Raw genomic sequence first — 20,930 nt, forward strand, 5'->3', positions numbered from 1 at the left:
AGTGTATGCGCTATAACTTGGCCACCATGACGGCTAATTCAGCATTATAGAGTTATAAATTTTCAGTGTATGTTATTTTGTACTTCATCTATGGACCGACAGCGAGTCATTTCAAGTCATTTCATAGAATCGGGGTGTCATGTTGTGAAAAGAATATCGGCAGTCGTCAGCATCGTTTGTGCCGTGCTGGGAAGCGGGGCCATTCTGCTGTCAGGAATTCATACAAGCAGCGGCATGGAGCAGTGGCAGCCGCTCAACGGCAGGGTTGAAAGCGTTCTGAACGAAAAAACGGGCGGTTCGGCAGGCGAATTGCCTAAAGGCGCCGCGGCAGCGGATGACAAACAAAAGCAGGAGCAAGGTTCTAAGCAGGACGCCAACCCGGCTGCCAAGCAGGACGCCGTACCCTCGGGATCCGCGCAGGCGAATGTCAGCCGAAATACGACAGATCAAGCGCAGAGTTCGGGAGATGAAGTGGCGGCGGGCCAAGCGGCAAACGGAAGCACTCATTCTGACGCTGAACTTGCGGCGAATGCGGCTTCAGGGCCGGCAGGAACTTCATCCAAGCAGCCACCGCCTGGAGGTTCGGCTGACGCGGTGTCCGGTTCGCAGACAGATGCCGGAGCGCAGGGCAAAAAGGTCAACGTCAATACCGCAGGACTAACGGAGTTGACCGATCTTCCGGGGATCGGTGAGGCCAAGGCCAAAGCCATTCTGGAATACCGCAATCAGCACGGACCGTTCAAATCGGTTGCGGATTTGGACAAGGTCAAAGGCATCGGGCCCAAAATGCTGGAAAAAATGAAGCCGTACATACAGCTGTAGGTGATCCGTTAGGCGCTAAATGCGTTGTCTCCCATGTAGGTATATCGGTAAACGTTTTTCTTGTGATACAATATGTACACATTCTACGGAAATCAGGTGATGGATTCATGACGGTTGATACCCGAAAAGACTGGGACACTTACTTTATGGATATTGCATATATGGTATCGACGCGTTCGCGCTGTTCCCGGCGCCATGTCGGAGCCGTGCTCGTTCAAGGGAAGAAGCTGCTCGGCACCGCGTATAACGGAGCGCCGATGGGCGTGCCTGACTGCTCGGAAGCGGGGTGCATGATCGCTGAGGAGTACGAGCTTGTGGACGTGGACGGGAAGCAGGAAATGGTGAAAAAGCAGCGCTGCGTCCGGACGATTCATGCCGAGCAAAATCTGCTGCTGTTCACCGACCGCATCGACCGGGAAGGCAGCTCCGTCTATGTTACGGACGAGCCCTGCTGGACGTGCGCCAACATGCTGGCGAACAGCGGCGTGACCGAGATCGTGTATCACCGTCCGTATCCTAAGGATACGGAGAAGGTTACGGAAATGATGCGGCAGAAGGGCATTACCTTCCGCCGGCTGCCCGTCTATGAGCCGCCACGGGAAACGGTGATGACGGTAGCGGATTAATTGACAGAAAGACTGAACATACGGTTACACAGGAATATTCGGAAATATGGAATACACCATCATTAGGGGAAGGACCTCTGTCCGCAGCACGGCTGCCGGCAGGGGTCCTTTTTTGGTTTCCGTAAAGAAGGCGCAGGCGAAGTGCGTATGAGAAACCGTCGGAAGCCTATATGTAAAGAAGGGAAGTGTGTGATATGAAACAAAGACCGCTGATCGTATTCACGGTAAGCTGGATCGCCGGCAGCAGCGCAGCGTATGCCTGTTCGGGTTCAAGGCTGCTTCTCCTGATCGCAGGTGCATCGCTGCTGCTGGCAGCGCTCGGTATGTACCGGAGAGACTTCCTCCGGACCGTGATCATCATCTGGTGCGCCTTAGCGGCGTCGGGAGCGTATTGGGAGCTGCAGGAAGCCGCAAATGTATCCAAGCTCCCCGAAGCCCTTCAGGCGGCTGATGCTGCCCAAATGGACGGAGCCAGTGTCCGAATGACAGGCATGATCGCCTCCGCCGTCGAAGTCGACGGGGACCGAGCCGATTTTGTCATGAGCGTTCGACAAGCGGTACCTATCGGTGGGACCGCAGCCAGCGGTAAATCCAACTCACGGGATGCCGGAACGAGTACGGGCAGCGAGCGTGCGGTGTCCGAAAAGGTCATGGTACAGGTCAAGCTAAAAAGCCAGCAGGAGCAGGAAGCAGCCCGCCAATGGCAGCGGGGGGACCGGGTCCGGATTTCCGGCAGCCTCACGCAGCCGCAGAGCGCCCGGAACTTCGGCGGCTTCGATTACCGTCAGTACCTGGTGACCCAGAAAATTCATTGGTTGTTTAAAGCCACCGGAGCCTCCAATGTCCAGGCTTCAGCTCCGTCCGGCTTTGGCATGACCCTTCTTCTGCGCTGGAACGATCAGGCGAGGAACGGCCTGAGCGGAATGATCGACCGGATTTTCCAGGAACCCCATGCCGGTTATATGAAGGGGCTGATCATCGGGCTTCAAGACGACCTGGATCCCGAAACCTACGCAGAATTCTCCCAACTGGGCCTGACCCATATTTTGGCGATCTCGGGTATGCACGTCGCCGTGTACGTTGGCTGTTTGCTCTATATCCTTTCCCTGCTGCGCCTCTCCCGTGAAAAATCGCTGCTGCTTGTCATGCTGCTCGTGCCCCTGTACGTTCTTCTGTCAGGAGTCAGTCCGTCCGTCGTGCGGGCGGGGATTATGAGTATGATCGGGCTGTATGCAGCCCGAAAGGGGATGCTGAAGGACGGATTGAACATCCTCAGCGCGGCGGCGCTGCTCATGCTGCTCTGGAATCCATATTATCTGCTGAGCGTAAGCTTCCAGTTGTCGTTTCTCGTGACAGCAGGCCTGATGGTCTATGTTCCGTTGATACATCCGCAGCTGTCCTTTCTGCCATCCAAAATCGCCGGTGCGGTCGGCGTTACCCTCATTGCCCAACTCGTGTCTTTTCCGCTGACGATCTATTATTTCAATCAGTTCTCTTTACTATCGTTTGCGGCCAATTTTGTGCTCGTTCCCTTCATTACCTTTCTCGTTCTCCCTGTGGGGACGGCAGCGCTGCTCCTCGGATCGTTATGGCTGCCCGGGGGCAAGATGCTGGCGGCGGCAGCCGAGTGGCTGGACGATCTGTCTTTCTGGCTGGTGAAATGGATGAATGGGTATCCGCAGTTCGTGACGATCTGGAAGTCACCTTCGCCGGTTTGGATCGCTTCCTATTTTATAGCGCTGTATGGGCTGCTCTATTTCGGAAAAGGGTGGTCGCTGAGCCGGCGACATATGGCAGTAGAGCCGGACGCGACCGTGCCCCTGGGTGTGCCTCCTGCAGCCCGCCGCTCGGAAGCGGCTTTGCCTTCCCGGACGAAAACCCGGCTTGCCGCCGGAGCGCTTGGGGGAATATGCATACTCATCGTTCTTCTGTACGCGGGATACCAGCCGGAGCACTTCCGCGGTACTGGAGCGGTGCAGGTACTGGACGTGGGGCAGGGTGACAGCATTTTGATCACGACTCCGCAAGGAAAGCACGTTCTGGTCGACGGGGGCGGAACCGTCAGCTTCCGCAAGGCGGAGGACGGGTGGAAGGAGCGGAAGCAGCCGTTTGAGGTCGGCGCCAAGGTTCTCGTTCCATTATTAAAGAAGCGGGGAATCCACAGGCTGGACGCGGTCATCGTAACGCACGGGGACCAGGATCACGCCGGAGGCATGCAGGCGGTGCTGGAACAGATTCCGGTCGGGGCGTTTTTATTCAATGGGACGATGGCCGGTACGGCTGCCTTTGATCGGCTGATGGCTGCCGCCGTAGACAAGGATATTCCGATTTATGCCATTCACCAAGGAATGAACTATGCCCCGGACGGCCGGACGCAGCTGGTTTTTCTCGGCCCGATCCTGTCGCAGACCGATCAGGAAGCGCTGTCGGTCGTCAAGGACCAGAACCATGACTCGGTCGTGTTCCTGCTCGAAATGAACGGGGGACGCTTCCTGTTCACCGGAGATATGGACAAGGCGTCCGAGGAGCAGATTCTTGAGACACTGGACTCTGGCCGGCTTGGTGAGGCGGTGGCGGATAATGGGCAAGCCGTCGATGAGCCGGCGCTGCAAACCGCAGGCGAGCTGCTGGAAGCACCCGTGGATGTGATCAAAATCGCGCACCACGGCAGCAAGACAGCCAGTTCAGCGGAATGGCTGAGCCGGTGGAAGCCAGCCGCCGCCGTTATTTCGGCCGGCGTGAACAATCTGTACGGCCATCCGCATGCCGATGTGCTGCAGCGGATTTCCGAGGAAGGAGCGGCCGTTTACAGGACCGATCTGCAGGGAGAAATCCAATTTTCGGTAAAATCCGGGAAAATCCGCGTCAGAACCAAGCTGATAACAAAATCGTAATGATTTGTCTATGAAAAACGCTTAGAATGATGAAGTTGGCCGCAGAATCTTCAGGTGACTCCGCCTCTGGAATTTGGTATTCTTAATTGTGGTTTTCATCAGCAGAGATGAAGTAAAACGGTGGTGTCACTCTTGACGTACATACCTTCCGGATTTTTACGGGAAGCAGATTTAACAAAACGATACGGGTGGATCGAAGCAGAAGAAAAAACCGCTTTCGGTTGAAGGTTATATCCGTTTTTTTTTTAGGAATGGCAAGCACTCCCGGGGCCTGCCTTTTCAGCAACTTTAAAAATGTGGTTACAAATTGCAACAATTTGCTGGTCTTACACGTCTGTAAGATTGCAGGGAGAGGGGGATCCTTTGTGGTAGAGCAGGGACTCATCAGAGCCGCTCAATCGGGCGATCGCGACGCTCTAATCACCCTATTAAGAGAAATTGAACAACATGTTTACAGGACAGCTTTTTATATTCTGAATAATGAGCAGGATGCGCTCGACGCTTCCCAGGAAGCATTGATTCGGATTTATACCAAAATCGATTCCTATGAAGAGAAGGCACAGTTTAAAACGTGGATACAGCGGATCGTCACGAACATCTGTATCGACAAGTTCCGGCGGACGAAGCCTACGGTTTCGATCGACGAACATGAGCTCGTTTTTCAGGACAAACAGAATGTTGAGAAAGAGGTTTTATCCTCTTATTTGGCCCAGGACATCCAGGAGGCCATCAATCAACTGCCGGATCATCACCGGACTGTGATCGTCCTTAGATATTTGCAGGATTTCTCCTACAATGAAATCGCTGACTGTCTCAACCTGCCGCTGAATACGGTGAAATCCTATTTATTCAGGGCCAGACAGCAGCTGCAGAACATGCTCCAAGAGCATCAGAAAGGTGGTGTATCAGGATGAAGTGTCCAGAGGTGGTGGAGTGGATGCACCGTTACTTGGATTACGACTTGGACGAAGAGGAAACCGTCAAGCTCTATGAACATTTGAAGACATGCCCTGAGTGTGCGGATACCTTTCGGCTGCTGAAATCGTTGTCCAGAGACCTCGAAGATTTGCCAAAAGTAACGCCTAAGTTCAGTCTCGTCGATGCCATCATGCCTCAGCTGGATGCGATCGATCAGGCGCGCCACGAGAAGAGCGCATCGCTCGAAGAAATGCCGGCGCCAGCCGAAATGGTACCTGTTCCGTCCCGTCCGGCCCGCAAGGGCAAGTTCTGGAATACGGTAGCTGGACGTACAGCGCTCGGAGGCGCTGCGGCTGTAGTCATTCTTGGGGTGGCGGTGCTGAATTATAATCCGAAGCAACTAACTACGGCGGAAGAGCCGCCTGTTAATACGGCGGCGTCCAATGAGACCAGCAGCATGGAATCGGCGGCGACCTCAGGCTCAGAAGCATCGAAGAGCAACGTCGTCGAACAAAATGCAAGTTCTTCGGAGCCCGCGCAGGACCCTGCCGAAGGGCAAACGCCGGCATCTTCGGATCCTTCGCAGCTCAGCGAGAGCCAAGTTGGCGGCAGCGACACAGCGTCTAGCGACAAGGCCACCGGCCAGGAGGCCCAGACCTATGCGCAGCAGCAGGACTCGTCCAAAATTCCGGCCCAGGATGCGGAGGCAAGCCGGAAAGCGGACACCGGCAGCCAGGACAATGCCGGCAAAGCCGGGTCCACCGAATCGGCTGACAACAGCACCGGCATGCAGGAAGGGGATGATGGCCAGGCGACGCTAAGCGCTCCAACCGACACAGAGAGCCCGCCTCCGAAAGGGGATGATGTCCAGAAGGACGTTACTCCTCCGGATGGAGACGGCGGTCAAGCGGCGGATAGCTCCACTCCTGAGGTTAACGGATCTCAAGAAGGCGACACGTCGGGACAAATGGGCATTATGGCCATTAAGCCCAAAACTGATTCGAACAAGTTCTATTCTCCTGACGGTCAGTATGCGGCCTCTGTCGAAAACAAAAAGCTGGTCATCTACAGCGTAACTTCGGACGGAAGCTCCAAGCAGGTAAGTTCCCTTGATCTGCCGGGAACGTGGGTATCGGGCGTGTGGTCTGCCGACAGCACCGTGTTTACGTACCAGACCACGGATGCCAGCGGCTCGACGGTAAGCCAGACGTATCAGGTGGGCAAACAGGACGGCTCCACACCGTAAGCCGCCTGATGATAAAGCATAAAAAATGTGCTGTTCATGATGCACACATGATAGAGATATGGAATAGGTTATATTACGCAGGATCCAAAACGTCGTATGACCACCGGCGGTTAAGTTTCTAGAGCTTTTCACGCTGGTGTTTATAATAGATGTGCTGGAACAAAGGGACCTTATGCGAACAGCAGGGGTCCTTTTGTTGTTGCGCGTTCACCATAATTCGGCCTGCCGGGGGAGGCCTGTTTTTCTTCCCCGCCGTTTTTGGTAGAATGGATGTAGCGCTTTTGTGGCCGGATGGATGGGGCATTGGAACGATGTACCTTGCGAACGGGAATAGCAGATATCAAATGGGCATGGATAGAGAGAAGGGGGAGCAACAATGGATGTAAAGGCGGCGGTGAAAGCGATCAGACAGGGTGATGTATCGCCGGTCTACCTCCTGTACGGAACCGAGAAATACCAGATGAATGAATTTACCTCACTTATGGAGGACCAGCTGCTGCAGAAGGAGGAGCGGGATTTTGCGATCGTACACTATGATCTGGCCGACACCCCGATCCAGGAAGTCGTGGAAGAGGCAGAAATGATTCCTTTTATGGTGCAGCGAAAGCTTATTTTCGTTCGGGACGCAGCCGTATTTACCGCAGGGAAGGACTCAGGCAAAGTCGAACACCGCATGGAATCGCTGCTTGAATACATAGGTAATCCGGCGGAATACAGCGTGCTGATCTTCCTGGTGAACAACGAGAAGCTGGACGAGCGCAAAAAGGTCGTTAAGGCGGTTAAAAGCGCCGGCACGGTGCTTTCCTTTATGCCGATGGGCAGCGACGAGCTGCTGCGGTGGATCGAGAAGAAGGCCAAGCAGCGCGAATGCAGCTTCGCCCCGGGGGCGGCGGAGATGCTGGTCCGCAACGCGGGCACACAGCTGCAGACGCTTGCAGCCGAAGTGGACAAGCTGTGCCTGTATGCTGGCAGCGGCGGTACCGTGACGACGGACATCGTGGACCGGCTGGTGGCGCGGAGCACGGAGCAGAACGTATTTGCCCTCGTTGAGGAGATCGCCAATCTGCGGCTGGATCAGGCGCTGGGCATCTTCTATGAGCTGCTGAAGCAGAAGGAGGAGCCGATCAAAATCGCAGCGCTGATCGCCCGCCAATTCCGCATTATTTTGCAGGTGAAGGACCTCGGCGGCCAAAGCTATTCGCAGCAGCAAATCGCTTCCCAACTGGGACTGCATCCTTATGCGGTCAAGATTGCCGGGGAGCAGGCGCGCAAGTTTCAGCCGAACCAGCTGAAGGCGATCCTCAGCAGGCTCGGAGATCTCGATTACCAGATGAAGACCGGGGCTATTGATAAAGTGCTCGGCCTGGAGCTGTTCCTGCTCAGACTGGCGGGGTAGCGCAACAATCGAATGGATGTGAAAGAGGCACCGTTTTTGCGCTTTGGAGCGTAAGGGCGGTGTTTTTTATTTTATTATTCATTCCTTCGAGTCAATGCTTTTATTGATTTAAATGCGTTGGAATAAATGAATGAATTTTTTTATGATGGGTTTGACATCAGTAAATATTCTCGTCTTTTATAGAGGAAGGAGCTTGCTAATCATGTTCAAACTGATCTATCTGATTGATTTTATCGTCTTGTTTCTCTTGATTATGATGTGGGCGGTGATAACGAATCGTTTGAGCCGTCTACCCTACCGGTCCACAAAAAAGGAGCTGCAGCGAAGTATCGCCCGGTTAATGATCCCTTTCTTTATCGCTCAAGGTCTGGTCATTGCCGAAGTCGTCATCCTGTTTTTATTAGGGACGTATGGATGGGAATTTATAAAAGAGAAGGTCCTCCTTACCATGCCGCTGTTCATTCCTTCTGTAATCTCTACGATAGTACCCCTTTCGATGCTGCGCAAGTTCACCCGCCGAATACCGGAAAATCTACAATCCACTGTAGACGAAACGGATCGGAAGGTCCTGACCTCACCCGGGCTTATGCTTCCCGCGCAAGCGGCTCTGATCAGTTCGATCGCAGGCTGTTACTTTTCCTATGTTGTTTACCCATTTGAGTTAAATGTGTTACATGCCGTTATTCTATGGCTGTCCTTCGCTGCGGTTATCGTTGTTTTGTGGTTTCGGCAACAACGCCTCAGCCGAAAACGAGTCAAAGCCAATTATGCGATGACGGTATCTACAAGACTTCAGCATGTGGTAATCTCCAGTGCCTGCCTTGCGATTCTCATTGGCGGCTGGTACGTCTTATCGATGAAAGCGTCCATGCTGCCTGACCATATGAACATGGGTAGCATGGATCACGAAATGGATATGCAAGCGATGAATCATTCCATGAACCATACCATGAGTAATACCATGAACGTTAAAGAAATAAGTGTAACCGCATTAACAGGTCCTCAAACCGAGAAAGCAGACCGCCATTTCGAATTGGTCGCCCAGAAGAAGCAAGTGAAATTAAGTTCCGGCAAGACGATGGAGGCCTGGACCTTTAACGGGATTGCTCCGGGGCCGGAATTACGCGTGAAACAAGGGCAGATTGTTGAAGTTGTTTTGAAAAATAAAGATATTGAAGAGGGGGTGACGATTCACTGGCATGGCTATAATGTGCCGAATGCAGAAGACGGAGTTGCCGGGGTGACCCAAGATTCTGTGCCGCCCGGTGGAACGCATGTATACCGCTTCGAAGCCAAACAAGCGGGAACGTATTGGTACCACTCCCATCAACAATCGGCCAAACAAGTGATCAAAGGGCTGTTCGGTTCGCTTATCGTTGAACCCAACGATCTTTCCCAGCTCAATACGAAGGACATCACCATACTAAGCCACGCTTGGCAATTGTCGGACGGCAGCGCATTAACCCCGACGTATGGGCTAAAGGACACGCTGGATCGTCAAACGATTCCAGCCGGCACCCAGGTCAAATTGCGCCTGATTAACGCCCAGAACTACCCGCAAACGTTCCAACTATCGGGAGTCCCGTTCGAAGTGACGGCTATTGACGGCAACGAGATTCACTCGCCCACCGACATAAAGGATCAGAAGCTAATGATCGCCGGCGGAGGACGATATGATATTTTATTCACCATGCCCAAAACGCCTGTAAGATTGAGCAGCCGAAGTGAGGCAGGCGTCACCCCGGGGATCGTGTTTAGTGAGGCGGTCACCCATTCAACCCCGGCTATAAATGAAAAAAATGCTGTCTTTGATCCGGGGACTTACGGGGAAAAGCAACCGACTCCTTTCGGCATCCACAGCAAGTTTGACCGGACCTTCAACATCGTTTTGGATTCGCGCCTCGGGTTCTATAATGGTAAAATATACGCTTTATATACCATTAACGGACGCGTCTTTCCGGACACACCTATGTTAACGGTCAAAGAAGGTGATCTGGTAAAAACAACTTTTATTAACCGCGGGTGGGATCATCATCCGATGCATCTTCATGGGCATACGATGCTCGTCCTCAGCCGGAACGGAAAACCAACGACAGGGAGCCCTTGGTGGACCGATTCGCTGGATGTCGCTCCCGGTGAAGTCTATGAAGTTGCGTTTCAGGCAGATAATCCGGGGATCTGGATGGATCATTGCCATAATTTATGGCATGCCGAAAAGGGAATGACGATGCACTTGTCCTATGAAGGGATCACCACACCGTTTGAAGTCGGAAAGAAAACATCCAACCAGCCGGAATAAGCCATGGGTTCACCCTGAGCTATATTTTAACTAGACACAGCGGGTCGAAGTTAAATCTCGGTTTGAGCCATGTTCCGGAAGTGCTCGATGATGACTTGGCGGAATTCCTTGGCTGCACTTGTAAAATAGCGGCTCTGGTGTCTTGTCAGCCCAATTTCCCGTGTACACACCGGATCCTCGATTTGCAGGCAAGCCACGTTGGCACGGGACCCCGCTTGTAATGCGGATTCGGGTATAAAGGCAATGCCAAGCCCGGTTAGGACCAAAGGACCCAAGGTTGCGGGCTCATCGCCTTCATAAGCGTTACTGGGTACAAATCCGGCCTGTTCGCAATAACGATCCATCAAGTCGCGGATCCCGTAACCCTTTTTTAAACTGACGAACCGTTCCTCCTTAAGTTCGGATAAACGAATTCGGCTTCTGCCCGCCAGCCGGTGGGTTGCTGGAACGGTCACATAGATCTGCTCTTGGAAAACGACATCGCATACGAGTTCGCTGCCCAGAATGGGTGGGGAAGACAAACAAAAATCAACCTCACCCTTCTTTACCCGGGTTTCCATTTCATGGGTTCCCAGCTGCTCTACATGGAACTGAACCTGCGGCCGAATTTTACGAAATCGGTTAAGAATATCGGGCAGCATGTAAGCCGTGTTAACGGCCAGCGTCAGTGTTCCGTAATCAGCACTGGTCATATCCGCGATTTCGCGTTTACCTTCCTCCAATTCAAACAAAGCCCGCTCGACACGTTGATAAAAAGAACGGCCAAACGCATTTAGCCGTAGATTGCGGCCGCTTCTGTCGAATAAAGGGGCGCCCAGGTCTTCTTCCAACCGCTGAATCGTCTTACTAAGCGAAGACTGGGTAACATGTAATTCCCCCGCAGCCTCGGTCATATGTTCCAAACGAGCTACCGTTCGAAAGTACTCAAGCTGAAGCAGTTCCAAAGTATATGCACCTCACATTCCTGTGGATCTATTTTATTATAGATAAAAATAGACTCATGTGAATCAATAAATGATGAAGAGGGAAAGGAGGCATATTATTGTGCCTTAACCGGGGTGCGAGGCTATTTCTCCAATTCAGATTGTCCTCCGGCAAGTGTGCAGCATATTCTACCTTATGATTGTTCCAGACCAAAAACTATATAGAAATGGTGGAGTTCGCATGCGCTGGTTAGAAGTGAAGCAGAGAGGCCCGCTCGACGGGAGCGTGATCATTCCAGGGTCCAAGAATAGTTCCCTCGCGCTCATCGCCGCTGCCGTTCTTGGAGACACACCGACAATACTGGAGGGCATACCGGATATTAACGATATCCGCGCCATTGGAGAAATTGGAAGCCGCATCGGCCTGCAGGTGAGCAAAAATGATGACGGCCATTTTGTTGTGGATTCATCCCGGATTCATTCATCCGTCCTCGATCAGGCGCTGACGTCTTCGTTCCGCGCTTCCTATTATCTGATCGGGGGGCTTCTCAGTAAGTACAAGCGGGTGACGCTCGGTTATCCGGGGGGTGATAATTTCGTAGAGCGGCCCATTGACCAGCATATGAAAATATTCAAGGCGTTCGGGGCGGACGTGACGCTGGAAGAGAAACAGTACACAGTATCGGCGGAAAAGCTCACGGGCACTGACTTTTGCTTCGATCTGCTGACATCCGGCGCAACGATCAATGCGGTGCTGCTCGCTTCGCTGGCGGCCGGAATAACCCATCTGCACAACTGCGCGACGGATCCGGAAGTGGTGGACGTCTGCCAGCTGCTGAACCGGATGGGAGCTGACATCACCGGAGCCGGTACGGACACGATCCGTATACGCGGCGTGAAGTCTCTGACAGGATGCCGGTATCGGGTCATCCCCGATCGGCTCATTGCGGGGGCGTTTATGATGACGGTGGGCATTACGGGCGGCACGCTGACCCTGAAACAGGTCATCCCCGAGCATGTGCGGTCCATCATGGCCAAGCTGAGCGAAATCGGCATTGAATTTGAAAGCGGGAACGATTACATCATCGCCAGCAGCCAGGGGAATATCAAACCGACGCGGGTACGGACGGGCATGTATCCCGTGTTCAACTCCGACATGCAGCAGCCGATTACGAGCCTGCTCCTGAAGGCGCCGGGCTACAGTGCCGTCAGGGAAAAGGTGTACCCGTACCGTTTCAGCCATGTCGCCCAATTAAACCGGCTTGGCGCCGATATCCAGGCGAAGAACGGCTATGCCATCATTAAAGGCGGCAGGCCGCTGCACGGCGGCTACGCCCATGCGACCGATGTCCGGGCGGGAACCTGCCTGATCATGGCCGGCCTGCAGTCGGAGCAGGCGACGCGAATCACGGGCATCGAGCATATTGAGCGCGGCTATGAGGACGCGGTGCATTTGTTCGGCCAGGCGGGGATCGGGCTGGTGATCCACGAAGGCGAACCCGCTCCGGACGGCACCGAATATACGACAACGGCGTGAGCGCCGGCCGGCTGCTTAGGGCTGTTTTAGCTTATGTGTTGTTGACGGCAAACAGCCCCCAAACCGGAAGAACGGCAGCGGGGGCTATTTCGATTTGTTTTATGACTCGGATCAACCTTATGCGAGATACAGAGGTTTCTACCCGTCAATCGCTTTAGTCGAGGCCTGCTGAGCGGACAAGCTCCCGAAACGCTGGGACCAGTAGGCGAGGCCCATCGTCAGCAGCAGGAATAACCCTGTAATGAGGAACACGGTATGAATGCTGAACACGCCGCTGATTGCGCCGCCCGCAAGCGGTCCCAGCATACCGCCGAGCTGGTTCGCGGTCTGGTTGAGGCTGAAGGCCCTTCCGCGGAAATCGCTCGGCGTAGACCGGACGACAAGCCCGTTCAGCGCCGGGAACACGGCGCAGAAGAAGCAGCCGTACAGGAAGCGGACGACCGAGAACGCCCAAATGTTATGAAACGGGATCTGGAGCAGCGAACCTATGCCTCCGGCGAACAAGCCGATCATCAGTATTTTTTGGAACCCGACCTTGTCGGCCAGCTTGCCCCAGCGCGGGGCGAAGATGATGCTGGCGATCCCGACGAGCGAGAAGATGAAGCCAGCCAGGATGGACGCATCCGATGCCGAGTGGCCGATCTCCACAATATAGAGGGAGAGCACCGGCTCAATGGTCATGACCGAGAACTGCGTCACCATGGTGAGCACCAGGACGATCATCAGCATTTTGTTGACGGCTGCCTGCTTGAGCGTGTTAAACACCGAAAGTTTGCCTTTGCTCGGGACAAATTTTTCCTCTTTGACGTAAAAGATAACGAGCAGCGTGGCCAGAAAGCACAGCACGCCCGCGCTGCCGAAGGCCAGCCGGTTGTCGAACACCTTGGAGAGCACGCCGCCGAGGAGGGGCCCCATGATGCTTCCCGTAGCCGTGGCCGTGGACATGGTGGACAGCGCGTAGCCGACCCTTTTCTCCGGGGTGTTGGTACCGACGATCGCAATGGCTCCCGGAATAAACCCGGAGAGAAGCCCCTGCAAAATACGCAGGATGAGCAGCTGCACCGGATGCGTGACAAACGCCGTCAGCAAATAAATGATGCACAGCACAAAACCTGCGCGGATGATCATCGGCTTGCGGCCGTATTTGTCGCCGACGGATCCCCAGAACGGAGATGAAAGCGCTCCCGCAAAAAACGCTGCGCTGAACAGCAGGCCGGACCACATCTCAATGTTTTTGGTGACACCGATTTCAATCAGAAACAAGGGAAGAAAGGGTACCACCATCGAGAAGCTTGAGGACACGATCAGCGAGCCGAACCATAAAACCCATAGATTTTTCTTCCAGTTTTCCATAGACGTCATCTCCTGTTAAACCTAGTATACAGCACATGGGTTGTCCACTTGCTTCGTGAGGCTGCTTCGAACATGGCTGTCCGTGCTATATAAAAGAGCAAAAGGCGCGCCGCTATGGCGTTGTCAGCTCTGTACGCGTTTCGAAAGAAAATTTAAAAGTCCTGATCAGCTTGGGAGCTGCTCAGGACTTTTCCATTTCATCGTATGGATAGCGCTCCCTTAGGCTTGTGCACTGAGAGCGTTAAGTTTTTTCGCCAGGCGGGACTTCTTGCGGCTGGCTGCGTTCTTGTGGATCAGGCCTTTAGTTACGGCTTTGTCCAGTTTTTGGGATGCAGCTTGAACAGCAGCTTTAGCAGCTTCGACTTCATTATTCGTCAGCGCAGAATCGGCAGCCTTTACAGCTGTACGAAGCGCGGATTTTTGGGAAGCATTAAGCGCACGGCGTTTGTCGCTTGTTTTCACGCGTTTAACGGCGGATTTAATGTTTGGCATTGCATTCACCTCCTGTAAGGCATTCGAATAGCTCGAAATGATTCACAACTTAAAATAGTTTAGCATGGGGTACTCTAAAAAGCAATACTATCATCGCGTTCCAAAGGTTTGGATTTTAAGAGGCACATGGATCGGCGGCGTATGAACGGTGTCCGGTGTAAAAAGGTTGTGCATAAACTGGCCGCCGCTCCCGCAAACTATCCATAACAAGCCAAAGGAGGCAGATGTATATGGAGTTGGATTTGCAGCGCTATTCCGTGCGGACCGACCTGGCGGTCGACGCCAGGGAAATGGCGGGCCATGCCGGACCGATCCCGGGGGTCGATGAAGAAATTACGGAGAAGGACGGCATCAAGATTACCCGCCTTAACGTGCTGAATGAGGCTGGTTCCCAGGCCATCGGCCGCGTCAAAGGGCATTACATTACCTTGGAGGTTCCCGGACTCCGCAACGGGGACACGAAGCTGCAGGAGCAAGTAGCTGAGGCCTTCGCCCGCGAGTTTGAGGATTTCCTGGCGCTGATCGGGATTCAGAAGAAACAGACGGTTCTGATCGTCGGGCTTGGCAACTGGAATGTGACGCCCGATTCGCTGGGACCGCTTGTGGTGGAGAACGTCCTCGTCACCCGGCAGTATTTTCAGCTGATGCCGGACCAGGTGGCCCCAGGATACCGGGAAATCAGTGCCATCGCCCCGGGGGTGCTTGGGCTGACGGGGATCGAGTCCAGCGAGATCGTCCAGGGTATCGTGGAACGGACGAAGCCGGATCTGATCATCGCGATCGACGCGCTGGCATCCAAATCGCTGGAGCGCGTCAACACGACGATCCAGATCGCAGACATCGGCATCCATCCCGGCTCTGGCATCGGCAACAAGCGCCGCGGCCTCACCAAGGAAGTGCTTGGCGTTCCGGTCGTTGCCATCGGCGTGCCGACCGTATGCTACGCTTCGACGATTGTGAACAATGTCATGGAAATGATGAAGAATCATTTCGGCCAGGAGACGAACCAGACCCGGCAAATTATGGGGATGCTGGACGATATCAACGAGCAGGAGCGGCTCGCCCTGGTCAAGGAAGTGCTCGAACCGCTCGGCCACGATCTGATCGTCACGCCGAAAGAGATTGACGAATTTATCGAAGATATCGCCAATATTGTCGCGAGCGGTTTGAACGCCGCCCTGCATGACGCGGTAGACCCCGGAAACACGGGAGCCTACACCCACTAGGAGGTGCAGCTCCTCCTCTCACTTCTATCATAAATGAGGAAGCCCGAATCTATCGGGCTTTCTTTTTTTGGTTCTATCGAATCTCTCCGGCTCATAGAGTTGAAGTATAAGAGATTTCAGGAGGACAACAGAATGAAGAGGAATGGTTTTCAGCTTTGGAATATCGGCAAATGGAGAGCCAGACTGCTGTATTTTCTGTCTATGGGACGTACCTTTGTGCTGCTGGTGGTCGGATCGCTGCTGTTTTTCTTGCTTCTGGGACTGGGAGGGATGGCCGAGCAGAAAATCAACGATTCTCCGGTTTCTTCTATGAAAGGATTCGCCGGCTCCGTATCAAGCAATTTCTTCATTGATATGTTAGGCATGGAACTGCCCCACCTGAATAAAGAAAAAGGGAACTCGACTTTCTCCGGGGAAAACATGACGACATTCGTATTCCAGATGCTGACCAGTGTCAACCCTAAGGATCCGAAAAGCCTGCTGGCCCGGGAAATGCCGGGCATGGGGGTGAACGATCCGGTGCTGCTGAGGCATTCGGCAGGCAATGACAACGTCGTTCCTCCCGAAGATTATAATCCGCCTGCGGAAACGGCGGGACAAACGGATGCGGCCGGACAAAACCATAACGCTTCAGCCGATCCCCAGAAGAACGGTGCGGGTCAGGCCGAAACCGATCCCGGAAAGGTCGCCGACTCCGGCAAGGGCTCGGACAAGCAGCAGGATGCGCCGTCCGGTCAGGTACCGGACGCCGGCGGCAAGAAAGGTGCCGGAGAAGGAACGCCTTCCAAGGACAATGGAGGTACGGGACAATCTTCGGCGGTGAACTTCAAGAACAAATCGATCCTGATCTATCACTCCCATCCGAGAGAAGCATACAACCCGCTGCTGAGTAAAACCAGCGACAACCCCAGCTCTACGTCTCCGTCGCAAAACGTTATGCTGGTCGGAAGCTATGTGGCGAAGAAGCTGGAGCAGCTCGGTATCGGCACCGCCCATTCGGAGCAGGATTACATGACGACGGTGGCCGACTATAACTATAACTTTTCCTATAAATATTCCCGCGAGACGGTGAAGGCTGCGATGAGCCAGAACAGCGGCATGAAATACCTGATCGACATTCACCGGGATTCTCAAGGGCACAGCCGGACGACGAAAGACATTAACGGCAAAAGCTACGCACAGGTCTTCTTCATCATCGGGCATGGCAACAAAAACTGGCGCAAAAACGAAGCCTTCGCCAATTCCATCCATGAACGGCTGGAAAAAGCCTATCCCGGATTGTCCCGCGGCATTTGGGGGAAAGATTCCTCCATGGGCAACGGGGAATATAACCAGTCGCTGTCGGAGAACAGCATTTTGATCGAGGTCGGCGGGATCGACAGCACCGATGAGGAGCTGAAGCGGACGTCGGAAGTATTGGCACAGACGATCGCCGACGTCTATTACGCGGATCAAAAGGCGGAAAAGGCCAGCACCGATCAAACGGCTCCCGCCAAGAAAGATAATAAAAGCTGAGAAAGCAATGAGCCAAGGGAGGTATGATCATGTCAAAATGGGCTAAAAAAGTGTGCGTGCTTGGAATTTGGGCAGGCATCGGCGTTCTGGTCGGCATGCAGCTGGCCAGTCCGGATGCTCCGGCGCCCGCGCCGCAGGCGCAGACGGCGGCTGCCGCCGTGCAGGCCGGGCCGCAGCAGGGAGCTTCTACGAAGCAGCAGCAACAGCCTTCCCAGCCGCGCCAAAGCTCGAACCGGTTCAAGGCGGCGGACGAGCAGCCGCAGCAGGAACAGGTCGAGGTCCAGGACTGGCATGAGAAGACCCCCGAGCAGCTGCTGGTGGACCAGGGCGGCACGCCGACGGTCGACGTGCTGGCGGATAAGACGGCAGGCCTGCTGCAGGAGCTGTCCCAAAAGGGAATCCGCCTCGTCGTCTCCCTCTTCAGCAACGTGACGGAATAATGCGGGCAGGTGGGATTGCTGGCCTTTCCTCCAACTGTTATAATGAATTGATTACACATCAGGCTGTTTTTGGGGGTAAGGCATGACAGACGTACAAGCAAGGCAAAAGAACATTCGAAATTTCTCCATTATCGCCCATATAGACCATGGCAAGTCGACGCTTGCGGACCGTATTCTTGAATATACGGGCGCCCTCACCTCGCGCGAAATGCAGGATCAGGTGCTGGACCAGATGGATCTCGAACGCGAGCGCGGGATTACCATCAAGCTTCAGGCCGTTCACCTGACTTATCGCGCCGATGACGGCGAGGAATATTTGCTGAACCTGATCGATACTCCCGGACACGTCGACTTTACGTATGAAGTTTCCCGAAGCCTGGCCGCCTGCGAAGGCGCGCTGCTGGTGGTGGACGCCGCCCAGGGAATCGAAGCGCAGACGCTGGCCAACGTCTATTTGGCACTGGATAACAACCTGGAGATTCTTCCGGTCATTAACAAAATCGACCTGCCGAGCGCCGATCCGGACCGCGTGAAGCAGGAAATTGAAGACGTTATCGGTCTGGACGCAAGCGACGCCGTTCTCGCCTCGGCGAAGGCCGGCATCGGCATCAAGGAAATTCTGGAGCAGATCGTCCAGCAGGTACCGCCACCAAACGGTGATCCGGAACAGCCGCTGAAGGCGCTCATTTTTGACTCGCATTATGATCCTTACAAAGGCGTTATCGTGTATGTTCGCGTCATTGACGGCAGCATCAAAGCGGGCTCCAAAATCAAGATGATGGCTACGGACAAGACGTTTGAGGTCATCGAAGTCGGCGCGTTTAAACCGCGGATGACGATCGTGGACGAGCTTAGGGTCGGCGATGTCGGCTTTATCGTAGCGGGTATTAAGCACGTGGGTGATACCCGGGTCGGCGATACGGTCACCGATGCCAAAAATCCGACACTCGAGGCGCTGCCCGGCTACCGTAAAATCAACCCGATGGTATACTGCGGTTTGTACCCGATCGAGACGTCCGATTACAATGACCTGCGCGAGGCGCTGGAGAAGCTGCAGCTGAACGACGCTTCGCTGAGCTTCGAGCCGGAGACGTCGAGCGCGCTTGGCTTCGGCTTCCGCTGCGGCTTCCTCGGGCTGCTTCATATGGAGATTATCCAGGAGCGGATCGAACGCGAATTCAACATCCCGCTCATTACGACGGCGCCGAGCGTTATTTACCGCATCACGCTGACGAACGGCGACACGATCGAAATCGACAACCCGTCCAACTATCCGGAAATCGGGAAAATCGAATACGTCGAGGAGCCGTATGTCAAGGCGGCGATCATCGTGCCTAACGATTATGTGGGCACCATCATGGAGCTGTGCCAGAACAAGCGCGGCGAATTCGTTAACATGGAATACCTGGATACGACCCGGGTTACGATCACGTACGAAATTCCGCTGTCCGAAATCGTGTATGACTTCTTCGATCAGCTGAAGTCCGGCACGAAGGGCTATGCTTCCTTTGATTACGAGCTGTCCGGCTACCGCCGCTCCAACCTCGTGAAGATGGACATCCTGCTGAACGGGGAACAGGTCGACGCGCTTTCCTTCATCGTGCACCGCGACCGCGCATACCACCGCGGACGCGGCATCTGCGAGAAGCTGCGCGAGCTCATTCCGCGGCAAATGTTCGAGGTGCCGATCCAGGCTTCGGTCGGGACGAAGGTCGTCGCCCGCGAGACGGTCAAGGCGATGCGCAAGAACGTCCTCGCCAAGTGTTACGGCGGCGATATTTCGCGGAAGCGGAAGCTTCTCGAGAAGCAGAAGGAAGGCAAGAAGCGCATGAAGCAGGTCGGCAGCGTCGAAGTGCCGCAGGAAGCCTTTATGGCTGTCCTGAAAATCGACGACAACTAGTCAGTTTTTACCAAGCTTTATAGCGTACATTGGACCATTCCACGGGAGAGCCGCTGCGGCTTTCCCTTTCTAAATATAAGGAGGGAATTTGCGATGGCGATGTTGAATCCGCAAGGGACGCCAAGAGTTAAGTATCAGGGGAACCGTAAACCCCAAGCGGTTTATCTGCACATTCCCTTTTGCACGAATAAATGCTTTTACTGCGATTTCAATTCCTATGTGCTGAAGAACCAGCCGGTGATGGATTATTTGCAGGGGCTGGAGCGGGAAATGGAACGAACCGTGAAAGAGGTTCCTCCCGGTAAAATAACGAGCATTTTCGTCGGCGGGGGAACCCCGACCGTGCTGAAGCCGGACGAAATGGAGTATTTCCTCAAGACGGTCAAGACGTATTTTCCGGACTGGTCGGAAGATATTGAATTTTCGATGGAGGCCAATCCGGGGACAACCGACCTCGAGAAGCTGGCCGTGATGAGAGCGGGCGGCGTTAACCGCGTAAGCTTCGGCGTACAGGCGTTTCAAAACGAGCTGCTGAGCGGCATCGGGCGTATCCATGATACGGATGATGTGTACCAGAGCCTGGAGAACGCGCGCAAAGCCGGCTTTGACAACATGTCGATCGACCTGATGTTCGGCCTGCCGAACCAGACGGTGGACATGCTGGCGGAGAGCGTGAGCAAGGCGCTTGCGCTGAATCTGCCGCACTATTCGATCTACAGCCTGAAGGTTGAGGAGAACACCCTTTTCCATACGATGTACCAGAAGAATCAACTGCCGCTGCCCAATGAGGACGACGAGCTGAAGATGTATTTGCTGCTGATGGAGAAAATGAAGGAAGCGGGTTACGAGCAGTACGAAATCAGCAACTTTGCGAAGCCCGGATTCCACAGCCGCCACAATATGGCCTACTGGCTGAACGAAGATTATTACGGCCTCGGCGCGGGTGCCCACGGGTATGTCGGCGGCATGCGGCATATGAATATCAAAGGGGTTAATCCGTATACGGAAGCGACCAAAGAGGGACTGCCGAGAATGGAGAGCTTCGAGGTGCCCCGGGAAGAGGCGATGGAGGATTTCCTCATGGTCGGCCTGCGTGTCTTGAAGGGAGTGTCCCGGACGCATTTCGAAGAGCAGTTCGGCGTATCGATGGAAGACATGTTTGCCAAACCGCTGCATAAAATGCTGAATACGGGGCTGCTCGAAGAGACGGGCGACGGGTACCGCCTCAGCGAACGGGGAATCCTGTTCGGCAACGACGTTTTCGGCGAATTTATAGGCTCGCTCACCGCAAAATAACCGCTTGAACTTCTATGCGTGTTGTTGTATATTTATTCATATCGTTG

General features: G+C 54.2%; 16 protein-coding genes. 13 read left to right on the forward strand and 3 right to left on the reverse strand.

From position 1 onward, the window contains the following. Window positions 1-144: 144 nt before the first annotated feature. The 7 genes from IAE55_RS05380 (at window position 145) to IAE55_RS05410 (ending at window position 10,201) form a co-directional block, all read left to right on the forward strand. On the forward strand, window positions 145-822 hold the full coding sequence (locus IAE55_RS05380; protein ID WP_325168606.1) for a ComEA family DNA-binding protein: 678 nt from the start codon (window positions 145-147) through the stop codon (window positions 820-822). Window positions 823-929: 107 nt separating this feature from the next. Then, the gene (locus tag IAE55_RS05385) at window positions 930-1,448 is read left to right on the forward strand and encodes a deoxycytidylate deaminase (protein ID WP_076169763.1); all 519 of its coding nucleotides are present in this window, start codon (window positions 930-932) and stop codon (window positions 1,446-1,448) included. Between the two features lie 194 nt (window positions 1,449-1,642). Further along, the gene (locus tag IAE55_RS05390; RefSeq protein WP_200631336.1) at window positions 1,643-4,342 is read left to right on the forward strand and encodes a ComEC/Rec2 family competence protein; all 2,700 of its coding nucleotides are present in this window, start codon (window positions 1,643-1,645) and stop codon (window positions 4,340-4,342) included. Window positions 4,343-4,707: 365 nt separating this feature from the next. Continuing rightward, on the forward strand, window positions 4,708-5,256 hold the full coding sequence (locus tag IAE55_RS05395) for an RNA polymerase sigma factor (RefSeq protein ID WP_076169765.1): 549 nt from the start codon (window positions 4,708-4,710) through the stop codon (window positions 5,254-5,256). Continuing rightward, complete coding sequence (locus tag IAE55_RS05400; RefSeq protein ID WP_200631338.1) at window positions 5,253-6,506, forward strand: zf-HC2 domain-containing protein; 1,254 nt, start codon at window positions 5,253-5,255, stop codon at window positions 6,504-6,506. The genes IAE55_RS05395 and IAE55_RS05400 overlap by 4 nt, the downstream gene beginning before the upstream one ends. A gap of 376 nt (window positions 6,507-6,882) precedes the next feature. Further along, complete coding sequence (gene holA / locus IAE55_RS05405; protein ID WP_200631340.1) at window positions 6,883-7,902, forward strand: DNA polymerase III subunit delta; 1,020 nt, start codon at window positions 6,883-6,885, stop codon at window positions 7,900-7,902. A gap of 202 nt (window positions 7,903-8,104) precedes the next feature. Then, on the forward strand, window positions 8,105-10,201 hold the full coding sequence (locus IAE55_RS05410; protein ID WP_200631342.1) for a multicopper oxidase family protein: 2,097 nt from the start codon (window positions 8,105-8,107) through the stop codon (window positions 10,199-10,201). A gap of 50 nt (window positions 10,202-10,251) precedes the next feature. Here IAE55_RS05410 and IAE55_RS05415 read toward each other — a convergent pair whose 3' ends face one another. After that, window positions 10,252-11,145, reverse strand: coding sequence for a LysR family transcriptional regulator (locus tag IAE55_RS05415; protein ID WP_200631344.1), 894 nt, complete (start codon window positions 11,143-11,145; stop codon window positions 10,252-10,254). A gap of 220 nt (window positions 11,146-11,365) precedes the next feature. Here IAE55_RS05415 and murA point away from each other — a divergent pair, with 220 nt between their 5' ends. Then, window positions 11,366-12,661: a UDP-N-acetylglucosamine 1-carboxyvinyltransferase gene (murA, locus tag IAE55_RS05420; RefSeq protein WP_167527090.1), complete on the forward strand. Its 1,296-nt coding sequence runs from the start codon at window positions 11,366-11,368 to the stop codon at window positions 12,659-12,661. Between the two features lie 138 nt (window positions 12,662-12,799). Here the strand turns inward: murA and IAE55_RS05425 are convergent, their stop codons facing one another. Both IAE55_RS05425 and rpsT read right to left on the reverse strand, forming a co-directional pair. Next, window positions 12,800-14,014 (reverse strand): MFS transporter, encoded by a 1,215-nt coding sequence (locus IAE55_RS05425; RefSeq protein WP_105444480.1) that lies wholly within the window; start codon window positions 14,012-14,014, stop codon window positions 12,800-12,802. Between the two features lie 219 nt (window positions 14,015-14,233). Beyond that, window positions 14,234-14,506, reverse strand: a complete 273-nt coding sequence (gene rpsT, locus IAE55_RS05430) for a 30S ribosomal protein S20 (protein WP_076169770.1) — start codon at window positions 14,504-14,506, stop codon at window positions 14,234-14,236. A 230-nt stretch (window positions 14,507-14,736) separates the two neighbouring features. Between rpsT and gpr the strand changes: the two genes are divergently transcribed. The 5 genes from gpr to hemW all read left to right on the forward strand — a co-directional run bounded on the left by gpr (window position 14,737) and on the right by hemW (window position 20,883). Next, on the forward strand, window positions 14,737-15,732 hold the full coding sequence (gpr, locus tag IAE55_RS05435; protein ID WP_076169771.1) for a GPR endopeptidase: 996 nt from the start codon (window positions 14,737-14,739) through the stop codon (window positions 15,730-15,732). Window positions 15,733-15,864: 132 nt separating this feature from the next. Then, window positions 15,865-17,247 (forward strand): stage II sporulation protein P, encoded by a 1,383-nt coding sequence (locus IAE55_RS05440; RefSeq protein ID WP_145158034.1) that lies wholly within the window; start codon window positions 15,865-15,867, stop codon window positions 17,245-17,247. A 29-nt stretch (window positions 17,248-17,276) separates the two neighbouring features. Continuing rightward, the gene (locus tag IAE55_RS05445; RefSeq protein ID WP_145158037.1) at window positions 17,277-17,687 is read left to right on the forward strand and encodes a hypothetical protein; all 411 of its coding nucleotides are present in this window, start codon (window positions 17,277-17,279) and stop codon (window positions 17,685-17,687) included. Between the two features lie 82 nt (window positions 17,688-17,769). Beyond that, a complete protein-coding gene (lepA, locus tag IAE55_RS05450) occupies window positions 17,770-19,587 on the forward strand; it encodes a translation elongation factor 4 (RefSeq protein WP_145158040.1) in 1,818 nt (605 codons plus the stop codon). 99 nt (window positions 19,588-19,686) lie between these two features. Continuing rightward, window positions 19,687-20,883: a radical SAM family heme chaperone HemW gene (gene hemW / locus IAE55_RS05455; RefSeq protein WP_145159408.1), complete on the forward strand. Its 1,197-nt coding sequence runs from the start codon at window positions 19,687-19,689 to the stop codon at window positions 20,881-20,883. The last annotated feature ends 47 nt before the right edge of the window (window positions 20,884-20,930 follow it).

The organism is Paenibacillus sp. S28, assembly GCF_016624415.1.
GTDB lineage: Bacteria > Bacillota > Bacilli > Paenibacillales > Paenibacillaceae > Paenibacillus_AQ > Paenibacillus_AQ favisporus.

Bases quoted from the DNA above. Each gene is read 5' to 3' on its own strand.
- hemW (WP_145159408.1), top strand. From the start codon at position 19,687: ATGTTGAATCCGCAAGGGACGCCAAGAGTTAAGTATCAGGGGAACCGT.
- holA (WP_200631340.1), top strand. From the start codon at position 6,883: ATGGATGTAAAGGCGGCGGTGAAAGCGATCAGACAGGGTGATGTATCG.
- IAE55_RS05400 (WP_200631338.1), top strand. From the start codon at position 5,253: ATGAAGTGTCCAGAGGTGGTGGAGTGGATGCACCGTTACTTGGATTAC.
- lepA (WP_145158040.1), top strand. From the start codon at position 17,770: ATGACAGACGTACAAGCAAGGCAAAAGAACATTCGAAATTTCTCCATT.
- gpr (WP_076169771.1), top strand. From the start codon at position 14,737: ATGGAGTTGGATTTGCAGCGCTATTCCGTGCGGACCGACCTGGCGGTC.
- IAE55_RS05390 (WP_200631336.1), top strand. From the start codon at position 1,643: ATGAAACAAAGACCGCTGATCGTATTCACGGTAAGCTGGATCGCCGGC.
- rpsT (WP_076169770.1), bottom strand. From the start codon at position 14,506: ATGCCAAACATTAAATCCGCCGTTAAACGCGTGAAAACAAGCGACAAA.
- IAE55_RS05410 (WP_200631342.1), top strand. From the start codon at position 8,105: ATGTTCAAACTGATCTATCTGATTGATTTTATCGTCTTGTTTCTCTTG.
- IAE55_RS05385 (WP_076169763.1), top strand. From the start codon at position 930: ATGACGGTTGATACCCGAAAAGACTGGGACACTTACTTTATGGATATT.
- murA (WP_167527090.1), top strand. From the start codon at position 11,366: ATGCGCTGGTTAGAAGTGAAGCAGAGAGGCCCGCTCGACGGGAGCGTG.
- IAE55_RS05440 (WP_145158034.1), top strand. From the start codon at position 15,865: ATGAAGAGGAATGGTTTTCAGCTTTGGAATATCGGCAAATGGAGAGCC.
- IAE55_RS05445 (WP_145158037.1), top strand. From the start codon at position 17,277: ATGTCAAAATGGGCTAAAAAAGTGTGCGTGCTTGGAATTTGGGCAGGC.
- IAE55_RS05425 (WP_105444480.1), bottom strand. From the start codon at position 14,014: ATGGAAAACTGGAAGAAAAATCTATGGGTTTTATGGTTCGGCTCGCTG.